General features: G+C 48.3%; 14 protein-coding genes and 1 pseudogene. 9 read left to right on the top strand and 6 right to left on the bottom strand.

The features are described from left to right. Positions 1-2 precede the first annotated feature (2 nt). Positions 3-314, top strand: coding sequence for a prolipoprotein diacylglyceryl transferase family protein (locus JVX88_RS44150; protein ID WP_211628744.1), 312 nt, complete (start codon positions 3-5; stop codon positions 312-314). 92 nt (positions 315-406) lie between these two features. Here JVX88_RS44150 and JVX88_RS44145 read toward each other — a convergent pair. After that, positions 407-505: pseudogene (locus JVX88_RS44145) on the bottom strand (biotin/lipoyl-binding protein); the annotation flags it as partial. A gap of 448 nt (positions 506-953) precedes the next feature. Between JVX88_RS44145 and JVX88_RS16375 the strand changes: the two are divergent. The 3 genes from JVX88_RS16375 to JVX88_RS16365 are packed head-to-tail and all read left to right on the top strand — an operon-like array spanning position 954 to position 5,436. Next, a complete protein-coding gene (locus tag JVX88_RS16375; protein ID WP_211628743.1) occupies positions 954-1,535 on the top strand; it encodes an FHA domain-containing protein in 582 nt (193 codons plus the stop codon). 22 nt (positions 1,536-1,557) lie between these two features. Beyond that, on the top strand, positions 1,558-3,702 hold the full coding sequence (locus JVX88_RS16370; protein ID WP_211628338.1) for a protein kinase domain-containing protein: 2,145 nt from the start codon (positions 1,558-1,560) through the stop codon (positions 3,700-3,702). A gap of 30 nt (positions 3,703-3,732) precedes the next feature. Continuing rightward, positions 3,733-5,436, top strand: coding sequence for a M1 family metallopeptidase (locus JVX88_RS16365; protein ID WP_211628337.1), 1,704 nt, complete (start codon positions 3,733-3,735; stop codon positions 5,434-5,436). Between the two features lie 2 nt (positions 5,437-5,438). Here the strand turns inward: JVX88_RS16365 and JVX88_RS16360 are convergent, their stop codons facing one another. Further along, positions 5,439-6,365: a 5-(carboxyamino)imidazole ribonucleotide synthase gene (locus JVX88_RS16360; RefSeq protein WP_211628741.1), complete on the bottom strand. Its 927-nt coding sequence runs from the start codon at positions 6,363-6,365 to the stop codon at positions 5,439-5,441. 10 nt (positions 6,366-6,375) lie between these two features. Here JVX88_RS16360 and JVX88_RS16355 point away from each other — a divergent pair, with 10 nt between their 5' ends. After that, positions 6,376-7,938 carry a response regulator gene (locus JVX88_RS16355; protein WP_263975558.1) on the top strand — a complete coding sequence of 521 codons (1,563 nt, stop codon included), beginning with the start codon at positions 6,376-6,378 and terminating at the stop codon, positions 7,936-7,938. 15 nt (positions 7,939-7,953) lie between these two features. Here the strand turns inward: JVX88_RS16355 and JVX88_RS16350 are convergent, their stop codons facing one another. The 3 genes from JVX88_RS16350 to JVX88_RS16340 form a co-directional block, all read right to left on the bottom strand. Beyond that, positions 7,954-8,322, bottom strand: a complete 369-nt coding sequence (locus JVX88_RS16350) for a response regulator transcription factor (RefSeq protein WP_211628336.1) — start codon at positions 8,320-8,322, stop codon at positions 7,954-7,956. A 192-nt stretch (positions 8,323-8,514) separates the two neighbouring features. Continuing rightward, positions 8,515-9,183: a response regulator transcription factor gene (locus JVX88_RS16345; protein WP_036000604.1), complete on the bottom strand. Its 669-nt coding sequence runs from the start codon at positions 9,181-9,183 to the stop codon at positions 8,515-8,517. Further along, positions 9,180-9,488, bottom strand: coding sequence for an ATP-binding protein (locus JVX88_RS16340; RefSeq protein ID WP_317134647.1), 309 nt, complete (start codon positions 9,486-9,488; stop codon positions 9,180-9,182). Before JVX88_RS16340 ends, JVX88_RS16345 begins: the two co-directional genes overlap by 4 nt. A 205-nt stretch (positions 9,489-9,693) precedes the next feature. Here JVX88_RS16340 and JVX88_RS16335 point away from each other — a divergent pair, with 205 nt between their 5' ends. The 4 genes from JVX88_RS16335 to JVX88_RS16320 all read left to right on the top strand — a co-directional run bounded on the left by JVX88_RS16335 (position 9,694) and on the right by JVX88_RS16320 (position 12,320). Further along, positions 9,694-10,044, top strand: a complete 351-nt coding sequence (locus tag JVX88_RS16335; protein ID WP_211628335.1) for a PAS domain S-box protein — start codon at positions 9,694-9,696, stop codon at positions 10,042-10,044. Between the two features lie 23 nt (positions 10,045-10,067). Beyond that, complete coding sequence (locus JVX88_RS16330; protein WP_211628334.1) at positions 10,068-11,285, top strand: PP2C family protein-serine/threonine phosphatase; 1,218 nt, start codon at positions 10,068-10,070, stop codon at positions 11,283-11,285. A gap of 17 nt (positions 11,286-11,302) precedes the next feature. Continuing rightward, the gene (locus tag JVX88_RS16325) at positions 11,303-11,896 is read left to right on the top strand and encodes a slr1658 superfamily regulator (RefSeq protein WP_211628333.1); all 594 of its coding nucleotides are present in this window, start codon (positions 11,303-11,305) and stop codon (positions 11,894-11,896) included. A gap of 64 nt (positions 11,897-11,960) precedes the next feature. Then, positions 11,961-12,320, top strand: coding sequence for a slr1659 superfamily regulator (locus JVX88_RS16320; RefSeq protein ID WP_211628332.1), 360 nt, complete (start codon positions 11,961-11,963; stop codon positions 12,318-12,320). Positions 12,321-12,459: 139 nt separating this feature from the next. Here the strand turns inward: JVX88_RS16320 and JVX88_RS16315 are convergent, their stop codons facing one another. Then, entirely contained in the window at positions 12,460-13,251 is a 792-nt protein-coding gene (locus tag JVX88_RS16315) for a beta-ketoacyl synthase N-terminal-like domain-containing protein (RefSeq protein ID WP_211628331.1), read from the bottom strand. Positions 13,252-13,801: the final 550 nt, after the last annotated feature.

Genomic DNA, 13,801 nt, shown 5'->3' with positions numbered 1-13,801 from the left:
AGATGTATCCAGAGCTTTTCCGCATTGGTGATTTTCCTATAACGGCATACGGCCTTTGGCTTGCCGGCGGTATGCTGATCGCGTTATATGCGGCTTCGCGGTTGGCGACGCGCGATGGATTGCCGAGGGACCGGATATACGATCTCGGCCTTTGGACACTGCTTGGCGGCTTATTGGGATCAAAGATCCTGATGTTCTTTGTCGACCCGAACGTCTCATTATTTTCATTTGCAGCAACCACCTGTTGCCGAGCTGTATCGACCGCAACCTGTGCAGCTGCAAGCTGCTGCTGGGTTTGCGCGAGGTTATTCTGAGCTGCGGTTACCTGCGACTGTGAAACATTGACCTCATTCTGTGCGGACTGAAAGGCGGCAAGCTGTGCATCGGTGCTGGATTCAAACTGATTTGGGTCTAGCCGGACCAGCGGGGCCCCTTTTTCCACCTTTTGGCCTTCCTTTACATAGATCTCTTCAATGCGCCCCTGGACCTCACTCGTGAGATTCATAAACTGTATCGGTCTCACTTCGCCGGAAGATGTTACGGTTGAACGGAGTTCGGGCCGCATCGTTATCTTTACCGTAGTTACTTCAGGCACATCCTTTCTCGTCGCTAAAATGCCACCCACAACGACCGTGATCAGGAGTGCGGCTGCTATCGCACCAATAATGATCTTTTTCTTTCGGCTCATTGCCATCGTTAATGATTACCTCGCGTAAAAGAGATTCCGTGATTTCGTAAGTTCTGCAACTAAGAACAGCAGACGATCCGAGTCAAGCCCGTTATACGACACCAGTCTTTTCATTGTTTCAAAAAACTGAGCGATAACAAAGAGTTAGGGTACGAGGACGATTGACGATACACCCGTGTAGGTTTACGATTTACGAAGCCTTGAATTATCTGTAAACTAACCATATATTTCATTCGTTGAAATAGCCCGATATAAAAGCCTTACGATGAAGAATTGTCCGAACTGCGGCAACCAAACGCCAGACACTTCGCGTTTTTGCAATGAATGCGGGACGCGTCTATTGGAGGAGGTTTCAGTACCTGAGCAACGCGAGCAAGTTAGCGCAGAAAATCGTCCGCTTTCTCCCGTGAGTAATGTACTCTCGTCTCAGGTTACATCGATCGGTGTACCACCGGTCGCTGAAAATGGGGCCTCGTCGGATAATGCACCATCGGCACCGCTAGAGATACCGGAGATACGCACTCCGCGTCTCGTGATCGAGCGCGGTGAAGCAGCGAATACGGAATTTGAGCTTGCCGGGGACGAATCGAACATCGGACGCTGGGATGCGGATAACGGAATATTTCCCGATATTGATCTGGATGCTTTCGATCCGGACGCGAAAATATCAAGGCGTCATGCACGTATCATCAAAAGGGACGGAGCTTATTACATCGAGGATCTGGGATCAACAAACGGCACGTTTGTTAATCGGGGCAGGCGTCTTCTTCCGGGAGCTCCACAGTTGCTCTCGGATGGAGATGAAATTATCGTTGGAAAAACATTCCTAAGGTTTAAGATCAGATAGTGTCGTCGCGGTAGTTATTCAAATGCGCAGCTGTAACGAATGCGGCTCTGAGGTCGCTGAAAATGATGTTTTCTGTCCGTTCTGTGGGCTCAGCCTGCCCGCGGCAGAACCGATGGTCTCCATTCCGGAAGCTATTCCCGAACCGACTGTTGCCGAAGATGAGCTTGAAAGCACGATAATGATGACGCCTGAGGAGGCTCTAGGACTTGCTGGTGAAGCCGTAGAACCGGCCGCTTCTGTACGATCGACCGTAGCAGAGGCGTCCGAGGCTGCAGGTAATATTGCCGTTGCTGAAGAAGTTAAAAGTGACGCAGAGCGATCGGACGATGTAGATCAACCGGTGGTGACATCGGTCGCCGATGACCAGATCGACACGACCATCGGGCAAAGTGCTTCTTCAATAGAGGTACCGCCTCCAGCGATACTTTCCGATGCACCAAACACGAGCGGAAATGTCCATCTGCGGTCAACCTCAGAGTACGAATCGGCCGATGCAGAGATATTTGCTGAGGGTTCTGACGACCCAAGTGAATACGAGGCAACCATGATTGGAATGCCTCTAGAGGAAGCAAGCGACGCCGATTCGGTTGACACATCATCATCCGCGTCAACGCCTGAAGATCAGTATCAACACACCGAATACGACGTAACGGATGAAGAGAGGAAGGATGATGGGCTTAACCTTGACGTCGCTCCTACTGAACCGGAAGAAAAGATGATCTCTATGCCGTCAGTAGACCTCGGAATGGAGGATTCGTTCGCTGCCCGAGCGATGTTTGACTCGGTCCGCATTATCGAAGGCCAAAATCCATTCGCTCAGGATGATATTGCTACCCGTATAGGTACTTATTCCGATCAATCAGTGAATTTGGCAGATGATACCGCACAAGGAAAAGAATCAGAACAAAAGCCGCAAACCACACCGAATATTGGATTAACCGATACCGATGGACGAAAGTCCACAAAGCTGAAGCCGCTTTCCGAAGGAACTATCCTCAACTCCCGTTACGAAATAATTCGAAAGATCGGCGGAGGGGGGATGGGAGCGGTCTATCTGGCCAGCGACAATAATCTGGGCGGCGTCCTTCGCGCGGTCAAGGAAATGGTTCAGGCCCACATCGAAGAAGACCAACAGGAAAAAGCGATCGCCGATTTCAAGCGTGAATCAATGATTTTGTCCACGTTGGATCATCCTTCGATCCCGACCATCTTTGACTATTTCTATGACGAACAGGAATGCCGATTTTACCTGGTAATGAAATATATTTCCGGTGGTGATCTCGCGTCTCGGCTGCGGGCCGCTCCAGAAGGCAAGATAGATGAAAAGACCGTAGTGGATTGGGCGATACAGATCACGGACGTTCTTGATTATCTGCATAATCAGCCCTCAACAATAGTGTATCGGGATCTTAAGCCATCAAACATAATGATCGATGGCAATTCGGGGCGGGTAATGCTTATTGACTTCGGTATTGCGCGTTCGATAAGCCAAAAAGAGGAAAAAGGCGTTACGGCGGTGGGCACCATGGGATACGCTCCTCCAGAGCTATTTAGTGGAAACGTTGAACCGCGGTCGGATATTTACAGCCTCGGATCGACAATGTTCCATCTTTTGACCGGTGCCGACCCGCAGAGCAACCCACTTTTAATCTTTGATTTTCAAAAGAATCCACGCCCAAGACAGATAAACCCGCGGCTTTCTGACCAGATCGAGCTGATATTGATGCGGTCTGTGGAATACAATGCCTCGGCTCGACATTCCAGCGCCGCCGAGGAGCCGATCAGATCGCCGGAGGATGCTCGAAAGGCCATTGAGTTAAGATCTGGGAAGATCATTAACCTAAAGAATGGCAGGGTCGGGGGCCACGCACAGTCCATAGAAGTAGAGCGCGTTTGTCGGGAGAACGGTATTCCGGTTTGGTGCGGTGGAATGCTTGAGTCCGGTATAGGCCGGGCGCACAACATTGCAATATCGACTTTAGCCGGATATACGATGCCGGGCGATGTTTCAGCTTCAAAAAGATATTGGCATGAAGACGTGATCGAACCAGCAGTGGAAGTATCCGGTGAAGGTACCATTACTGCACCCGAAGATCCTGGAATTGGCTTCAAAGTGTTGCAGGACCGTATCGCAAAGGTTGCTGTACGGCGAACGGTTATCGGCTAGACTGAGAATGTAGATCCGAGGTGAGGAAAAATGATCTTTGATCGCTACCACTGTATTTCGCTCGTAGTTGTCGTGCTTTCGTTATTGCTGCCCGTAGCTGCACAACGAGAATTAGGCGTGCGCCCGTCGGAAACCGGAGGGCATCTGATGTTTGAACAAGCAGTATATGATGTTCAAACCTATGACGTCTCAATTAAGGCCGATCCAAATGAACGATCAATAAAGGGCACAACTGTTATGACGGCAAAAGTCGTTATTCCGACAAATATTATCGTGCTCCACCTTGATGATACATTCACGATCGACAGCGTATATGGAGATGTTGGCGGCCGCCAGGGACCACTCCGTTATGAACACAGGGACGGTAAGATATGGGTCCATTTCCTGGTGACGAAACAGCCCGGCGAGAATCTCGAAACCATAATCACCTATTCCGGCAAACCTCGTATTGCTCCGCGCCCTCCCTGGGTTGGCGGTTTTATGTGGGAGAAAACACCCAGCGGTGCCGATTGGATATCAGTTGCGTTGCAGAACGATGGGGCAGACCTGTATTTTCCGGTCAAAGATCATCCGTCTGATAAAGCAAACCGAGCTGCACTTAGAGTCACCGTTCCAGATCCACTTGTTGTGGCCGGGCCCGGCAGATTGGAGGAAGTTAGGAAGAATGCAGACGGGAGCTCAACATATAATTGGGTAATGACGAACCCGATCCCGAATTATTCGATCGTATTTAACGCTGCGCCATATCGTGTTATTAAGGATTCAATGAAGAGCGCGGCGGGTGACAGTATCCCGATCGAATTTTATATCTTGCCCGAAAGTTATGAGAAAGGAGCGAAACTGATAGCCGAAACGAAAAAATACGTACAGTTTTATGAGAAATACAACGGACCATTCCCATTTCGCGGGATAAAGCTTGGAATTGCCGAAACCCCGCATCTTGGAATGGAGCATTCAACGATGCTCGCCTACGGCAATAAATTCCAATATAACTCAGACGGGTTCGACTGGTTGCAGCTTCATGAGCTTGGGCACGAATGGTGGGCAAATCTGGTTACGGCAAGTGATTGGCGAGATTTTTGGATCCATGAGGGTATACAATCTTTTATGGACACGCTTTACTTGGAGCATCTTGGGAAAAAGGATGCGTATTTTGCTGCGATGAAACAGCGTGCGTCGCGAACGCGGAATATCCAGCCGGTCGCTCCGCGTGAACCCAAATTCGCATATCAGGTATATCTGGCCGCGCCGGACTATGTTCAAAGTGACGGAGACATTTATGGCAAGGGCGCCGTCATTATGCACACATTGCGATATTTGATCGGCGATGATGCTTTTTTTCGGACACTGCGGCGAATGGCTTATCCGACGCGTGAGATGGAACAGCTCACAGACGGCCGCCAAACTCGTCTTGTAAACACTGATGATCTCCTTACCATTGCAGAACACGAGTCGGGAATAGAACTCGACTGGTTCTTTGAGGTGTATCTTCGCCAGCCGAAACTTCCTAAATTAGAACAGTTGCTCACAAGCTCCTTTAAGGATGGCAAGACGGAATCTTGGATGGAATTGAGATGGGAAGCCCCGATGGATCTCCCATTTCCAATGCCGATAGAAATTCAAATAAATGGAAAGACTGAGAGGGTTGAAATGAAGAAAGGTCGGGCTGTGGTCGGTTATTCGGGAGAAGTTCCCGTCATTGATCCCAAAGGCTGGATACTTAGAGCCCAATAAGGTCAACCTGTTTGTGTGAGCGAATTTCGTGCCGACCGAACCAGCTTTGAAGCCTCCTTAGCAGAATCGGCAGTTGCAGTTATATGCCCCATTTTACGTCCGTTCCTTGGTGCAGATTTTCCGTAGATATGAAGTTGGACATTTGGTTTTGATAAGGCTGCTATCCAGTTTGGTTCGCCGCTTTCCCAAAGATCACCGAGGAGATTTGCCATTGCCGCCGGCTTGTAAAATTCGGTCGAACCAAGCGGCAATCCGCACACGGCCCGGACCTGTTGTTCAAATTGCGAGGTGACGCAAGGGCCAAATGTGAGATGTCCCGAATTATGCGGCCGCGGTGCTATCTCATTAACCAGAAGCCGATCATCTTGCGTGAGAAAGAATTCGACGCACATCGTGCCTACGTAACCAAAGGTTTCCGCTATATTGCGGGTGATCTCAGCCGCATCATCTCTAACCGCTGCAGAAACGCTGCCCGGAGCAAAGGACAGATCGAGAATGTGATTTCTGTGTACGTTCTCGATCACGCCGTAATGAACAAATTCGCCATCAGCTCCCCGAGCGCAAACGACAGATACCTCTTTCTGAAAATCAACAAATGCTTCCAAAATGGCTTGGCTGCCGCTCATTGCCGCAAATGCCGACTCGATGTCATTGGGTTGATCGATCTTGGATTGGCCTTTGCCATCATACCCAAAGCCCGCAGTTTTCAGGACACAAGGAAAACCGAACTCGGTGGTCGCAGGATACAGGTCATCTAATGAACTAATGTGGCGAAAAGGCGTAACCGGAAAGCCATTGTTAGATAGAAATGTTTTCTCCCGAAGCCGGTTTTGCGTAGTATGTAGGACAGAGCATTTCGGATGCACCTCCACGAATTGGGCCGCAGCTTCAATCGTTGCAGCCGGAACATTTTCAAACTCGAACGTCAGAACATCAACATTGCGAGCAAATTCGCAGCCGGCGGTAGCCTTCGCAGTTCAAGATACAGGCATTGGCATTGCGCCGGAGAAACAAAAGGTGATTTTTGAAGCGTTTCAGCAGGCAGATGGCACAACTAGCCGCAAGTATGGCGGTACCGGCCTAGGGCTATCGATTAGTCGCGAACTAGCTCAACTCCTCGGTGGTCACATTGAACTGACAAGCCAACTAGGACAGGGCAGTACTTTTACACTTTACTTACCATTGCAGTCCAACCACTCCACCGTTCGCCTCCAGGATGCAGGCCCCAAAAACCAGGAGCAGGCAACTGCATCCGCTCAACGCCCCGCTGTGCTGCCGCCGGCTCCTCTAGCTCTACCCGATGATCGCGATCAGATCCAAGCGAACGACAAAGTGCTGCTGATTATTGAAGATGACCTCAACTTTGCTCGCATTCTGGTAGATATGGCCCGAAACCAAGGTTTTAAGGTGCTGGTCTCTACTCAAGGTGGAGCAGGATTGGTATTAGCGCAGGAATTTCAACCCACGGCTATCATGCTGGACATTCGCCTGCCTGATACCGATGGCTGGACGATTTTGGATCGGCTCAAGCATGATTCCAGCACTCGTCATGTCCCAGTGCATATTCTTTCAGTAGACGAAGAGCAGCAACGGGGTTTGCAATTAGGGGCAATCGCCTATTTGCAAAAGCCAGTTTCAGCAGAAGCAATTACGCAGGCGTTAAATAAAATCAAAGGGTTCGTAGAACGTCCAGTCAAACAGCTTTTGGTCATTGAAGATGACCCGGTACAAGCTCAGAGTATCATTGAGCTGATTGGTAACGGAGATGTTAAAAGTACGTCAGCCCACAATGGTGCAGAAGCTCTGGAGCTGCTGAAATCTCAATCATTTGACTGTGCAGTGCTAGACCTTGGCCTACCAGATATGAACGGCTTTGAGTTGCTAAATCGAATTAAGCAGGATCCCCAGCTCACCAATCTACCGATTATTGTCTACACCGGTAAAGAGTTGAGCCGTCAGGAAGAAACCGAATTACGACGTTTCGCCGAAACAATCATTGTCAAAGATGTGCGTTCGCCCGAACGGCTGCTCGATGAAACAACCCTGTTTCTCCACCGGGTCCAATCTAATCTACCCCAGCCTAAACAGCAAATACTGGAACAATTGCGCCACAATGATCCAATCCTAGCGAACAAGAAAGTATTGATCGTAGATGATGACGTTAGAAATATTTTTGCACTAACTAGTCTACTAGAAAAATATCAAATGGAAGTCATCTATGCAGAAAATGGTCGAGATGGAATTCAGCAGCTCGAAGCGAACCCAGATGTTGATGCTATTCTAATGGATGTGATGATGCCCGAAATGGATGGCTATGAAACAACGCGCACTATTCGTCAGCAGTCTCACTTTCAGACGCTGCCTATCATTGCCCTTACGGCTAAAGCAATGCAGGGCGACCGAGAAAAATGCTTGGAAGCTGGTGCATCCGACTACATCACTAAACCAGTTGATACCGAACAACTCCTCTCGCTGCTGCGGGTCTGGCTCTACAGTCGATAGGCGTGCTCACTGATGCTATTGAGCCTTGCCTAATTTTGCTTCAACCCGAGCCAGTAGTTCTGTAAATCGAAAAGGTTTGGTAATGTAGTCAGTTACGCCAAAATCAAGGCTAATCAGCCGATCTTGAATATCATCCCGTGCCGTGACGATAATAACGCTCAGAAAATGGGGCAACTGCTGTCGCAGTTCCTGGAGGACTGTCCAACCGTCTTTACCCGGCAACCCTAAATCGAGTAAAAGCAGATCAAATTCAACTGCTTGTGCCACTTCTACCACCTGAATGCCGCTATGAACCACAACTGTTTGGTAACCATGCTTTCGCAACCCCTTTTCGATAAAGGCCGCAATGCGCGGCTCGTCTTCGGCAATTAGAATCCGGCACATGCGTAATTGATTAGATTAGAGCGCATTCAAGCAAGCAGAAAGAAATTTTGCAATATAGAAATGAATTTAGAATGAATGTTTCATGAGAAAATTCTCATGAAACATTCGTCTACTAGCTAGGATGTTTCACGTAAACGGTATCTACTCCCCTAACTGATTCGCCAATTTCCAAGACTGCAAGATTGCAGAAATTCATGCCCGCAAACGATACCCCATACCGCGCACAGTTTCGATCAAGTCGTTGCCTAGCTTCTTGCGTAAATAGCCTACGTAAACATCCACAATGTTAGAACCAGGATCATAGTCATAGCCCCAAACACGGTCTAGCAGCTGCTGCCGGCTCAGCACCTGTCCTGGGTGGCGTAAAAAGATTTCTGCCAAGGTAAACTCACGCGCCGATAGATCAACTGGGCGATTGTTCACCCGCACCCGCCGTGTTCGCAGATCAAGAACAATCTCTCCAAATGTGATCTGCATATCTGCTTGAGATTGGGCAACCGGAGCCGAGCGTAACCTGGCCCGAATTCGGACCAGCAGTTCCTCAAACCGGAACGGCTTGGTGATGTAATCATCGGCTCCCAGTTCAAACCCACTGACTTTGTCGTGAATGTCATCCCGTGCCGTCAGAATGATCACTGGTGTCTGAATTCCCTGCCCTCGCATTTCTTCTAGCACCATTAGCCCATCTTTATCAGGTAGCCCCAAGTCTAGGATGATCAAATCAAAATCGCCGTCTAGCGCTAGACCGATAGCACCGTCACCGTCCTGAATCACCGTTGTAGTGAACCCATTGGCTTGCAGCCCTTTTTCAACAAAAGCGCTAATGCGCGGTTCATCTTCCACAATCAGAATATGACTCATGTAGACAATTGCTCCTTCGGTGGTTCTAACGGTAAGACCAGCGTGAACGTAGACCCTATTCCCACGCTGCTGTTCAATTCCACTCGCCCGCCGTGGGCTTCCACAATTGCCCGCACAATCGCCAAGCCCAATCCCGAGCCTTCAGAACGGCGAAACCGGCTGCTGGCTCGCGCAAAGCGAGCAAAAATTCGCTCCTGATCTTCTAGGGCAATACCTTCACCCGTATCGCTGACCCAAAAGCGGACCTCATTACGATATAAACTAACACCCAGTTCAATTCGATCGGTTTCAAGGAGATTCAGCAAGCAATAAAAAATACTGGAAACTAAATAATTATCAACATGACTGAGGATCGCCTTGGTTTAGGGCAGGTTGCTGCTTTCCCAGGTATGCCTAATCTCCAAGCGATTTTATTTAAACCTTGAAGAGTTTCTGTGCTTTTGCCAAATATGGAAGAACTGCTGATAAACTGCTCTCAGCATTCTTCACCATCAACCCGTCCACTCAGATATGAAGACGATCGAGCAGCTTAAACAAGAAACGCAGGTTCCTGTCATTGTAGTCGATGAGCAGGGGTTTATTACCTATATCAATCAATGTTTTCAAGAAACCTATCTTTGGGATACCGAATTGATTGGCAAAACCTTACTCGATGTGATTCCTGCTAGTTTTCATGATGCTCACAACTTAGGCTTTTCTCGCTTCTCAATGACTGAAAAGTCGAATATTCTTGACCACCCAATCAATGCCAAAGTAATTACCAAAGATGGTCGTGCAGTTTGGTCAGAGCACTGGCTGATCGCCGAGCAGCTAGAAGGAACCTGGTGGTTTGGCGCGACGTTACGGCCTTTAGATCGGTGAAGCTTGCGGGAGGGCAGTGAGTCATGGAACGTGATTTAGCGATCATCGTCAGGGAGCTACGGGCAACGTTGGGGAAAATGGAGCTGGCGCTAGGCTCGATTGATGAGGCGATTGTCTGGACAGGCGAAGATGCAACGATTCAGTGGTGCAATACTCGCTTTGATCAGTTGGTTGACAAGCTGCACATTGCCATTTTGGGCAATAGCCTTCTAGAGTTGCTGCCCCTCACCCGTCAAGGAGACATGGTGACACCAGTCAATCATCCGGTCGTTGCCGTCTTACAAAACGCCTACAGAACCACCGAGTATGAGTTTCAGCAGGTTGATCAGCCCTTAATTCTAGAAATTTCTGGGGCTTGTCTGGAGTTCAAGACCGGCGAAAGGGCAGCCGTGCTCACCATTCGGGATGTTACCGAGCGTAAGCGGATGGAAGAAACCTTGATCCTGGCAAATCAAGAAATCACCGCGTTGAATCGGAAATTAGAAGCTGAGAATTTGCGGATGAGTGCTGAACTTGATGTGACTCGCAAACTTCAGCAAATGATTCTGCCCCGATCAGAAGAACTGGCGGCGATTGCGTCGTTGGATATTGCCGGATTTATGGAGCCAGCGGACGAAGTAGGCGGCGATTATTATGATGTGTTGCAATGCGATGAGGTGATTACAATCGGGATTGGCGATGTGACCGGACATGGATTGGAAAGTGGCATTCTGATGGTGATGACCCAAACCGCGGTGAGAACCTTATCAGAGATGCGAGAAGCCGATCCCGTCAAGTTTTTAGATACGCTCAATCGAGCGATTTATCAAAACATCCAGCGAATGAACTCGGATCGCAGTTTGACCTTGGCGATTTTGAACTATGCCGACCATCAGCTCAGTATTAGCGGTCAGCATGAAGAAACGTTGATTGTGCGTGCCAATGGTGCCATCGAGCGCATCAATACTAAAAATCTGGGTTTTCCGATCGGGTTAGATGATGCGATTGCTCCGTTTATTAGTCATGCCTCGATTCGTTTGGAATCGGGAGATGGGATTGTGTTGTATACCGATGGCATCACGGAGGCAGAAAATTTGGCAGGCGAACAGTATGGTATCGAACGACTTTGTGGCACCGTGGCCCAGAACTGGCAGATGACTGCTGAGGAGATCAAACAGCGGGTAATTGCCGATGTGCATCACCATATTGATGAGCAAAAGATTTTTGATGATATTACATTGCTGGTGCTGAAGCAAAAATAGGAAGGAAGATGGTTATTATGAACGAAGTTGAAATCTATGGCGACTTCAAACTAGTCTCCGCTACCAAAAAGCAGGAGTTTTTGCAAATCAACTTTTCGCCTAGCTCGGTATCGATTCAGCAACGCTGGCGTAACAACGGCCTATCAGCCGATTTCGCAGCCGATTATTTAACCACGTTTTTCCCGGCTGTCAGCGATAGCTCTAGCGCCCGTCGCAAGCAGGCAGAAATCAAAAGTGCCGTTAGCTATGTGGCAAACGAACTGTTAGAGAATGCGATGAAGTTCAACTATACCGACTATCCAATTCAGTTCGGCATGCATTTACTCAATGAACCAGAAGTGACTGTAATTCTATATACTACCAACAGTCTTTCAGAAACAGCGATGAACAAATTCAAGCAGTTTATTCAAACTCTGAGTGAATCCGATCCCGCCGAACTCTATTTGCAACAGCTGGAGAGAAGCGCCGAGAGTGAAGCAGACACAGTGTCAATGGTAGGGATATTAACCATGATCACCGATCATGCTGCTAAGCTCGGCTGGAAGTTTGAGCCTGCTCCAGAAGATCCTGCCATTTTGATGGTTACGACAATGGTTCAGCTTGCGGTTTAGTAAGAAATTGCGTTCATTCCCGTTTTTAATTGCTTTGAACTTGGTTATAGGAGCTGCAATATCGATGGTGACTCAAGAGGTGCAAGGAGAAAATTACAACGTTGTTTACGATCACACAGTGGCGACCATCTATTTTCAAGGGTCCCTGCGGTTGAGCGGCATGGCCGACTATCAGCCAATTGCCGATTTGCTTAATCAGGCCAGCGAACAGGCTGATACCTCAATCACTCTAGATCTAAAAGCATTAAATTTTCTCAATAGCTCTGGAATCAATATGCTGTCTAAGTTTGTGATTGGCATGCGGAAGAAGAATACGGTGCAAGTAATTGTCAGAGGATCAGAGGAGGTACCGTGGCAGGAAAAGTCACTGCAGAATCTGCAGCGGCTGATGCCAACACTTCAGCTTGAGTTGGAAGCGCCATAGTTACTATTAATTTTTACGCGAATCAATCAGCCTATGTCACCGTCCAGAGAAGAGCTACTGCAACAAATTGAACAGCTACAGATGCAGCTGGAAGAGTTGCAGGCTGAAAATGCCGATCTGGAAATCTTAGTGGAGACGATCACCGAACATTCCACCAGCCTAGAAAATCAAATCTACGAAAAAAACGAGCAGATGACCAGCTATCTGCAGCAGGTTGATAAGGTGACGGCCGCCGCCACAGCATGCCAGGAAAAACATCTTCACTCCACTCTAGGTAAGCAGCCTTGAACTTCTCGACAATTCGCTGAATGTCTGCCTCAGGTAGGCCACAGTTCTTTAAGACCCGTTCCCACAGAGGGGCATGCATCCTAGCACCCAGTGGTGTTGTCAACTGCTTGCCGACCGATGAACCAAGAATGACGCCAATCTTGCTGCGATCAAACTCTCGCGACTGCCCGTAGCCCGCATTTTCCATTGCTCGCTTAGCAATTACAAGAGAGAGCAATTGGGATACGTCAGTCATCTCAACTAGATTGGGCGGCAATCCAAATTCAACCGGATTAAAGTCAATCTCTGGAATGAAGCCGCCCCGCTTGCAGTAGGTTTTGTCTCTTGCTTTCGGGTCGGGATCATAGTAGGCATCAACATCCCAGTAGGATGGAGGAACATCCTTGATGCAGTCCACCTCATGAAGAATATTCTCCCAGTATTCATGAAGGTTCTGAGCTTCTGGGAAGATTGCTGCCATACCAATAATGGCAACCGGATTGTCGCGTAATCGCTCATTGAGCTGACTGGTCTGTAACGATTTTTCAGATTTATCTGACATCAATTTTTCTCTTCCCTGAATAGTCTGCATCACGATCCTCTCAACAGCTTCAAGCTCCTCTTGTAGCTGCACTAAAGCAGCAGCAACCTTGTGAGCGGACATAGCTCATTTTTACCATCGCCAAAAAAGTGAACATAGAACACATAGCAGCTAAAACCTGACGAACATATGCTGAACGATGCTCAGGCAAATCTGCCAATCGGTCACGAAGATCTCAACTAATCCTCGCTCAAACTCAAATCAGCAAAAGCTGCAAACCTTACAACATCCTGAGCTACATCGACTTCAATAATCTAGGTAACGTATGTGTATGCCTAGACAAGTCATCCAGTAAACAACAGATGCTCCTGTGTGGAAAAGACGTCCGCAAGCGAAATCAGCAATGTGCAGCAATGTGCGGATAATAGCTTTATCGCAAAACCCTGTTAAATCAGTAGCACCAATGCTACATCTCACCAACAACTGAACCACAGACTCCCTTACCCATGAAAATCTATATTGTTAGAAAACCTTGACATAAGTTAAAGCATACTTTCAGCCTTAGCTGAAAGTGCCGGAACCTCAACCCATTGATCAAGTCTTAAATGGATGCCTGAAAACCCTGGATCTCAAAACTCGGAGTGAGAAAAATAAGCAATCAAACTTGGGTGTA

The organism is Leptolyngbya sp. 7M, assembly GCF_018128485.1.
The sequence above is the reverse complement of the archived record's forward strand: the minus strand, read 5'-3'. Positions and strand labels throughout refer to the sequence as shown.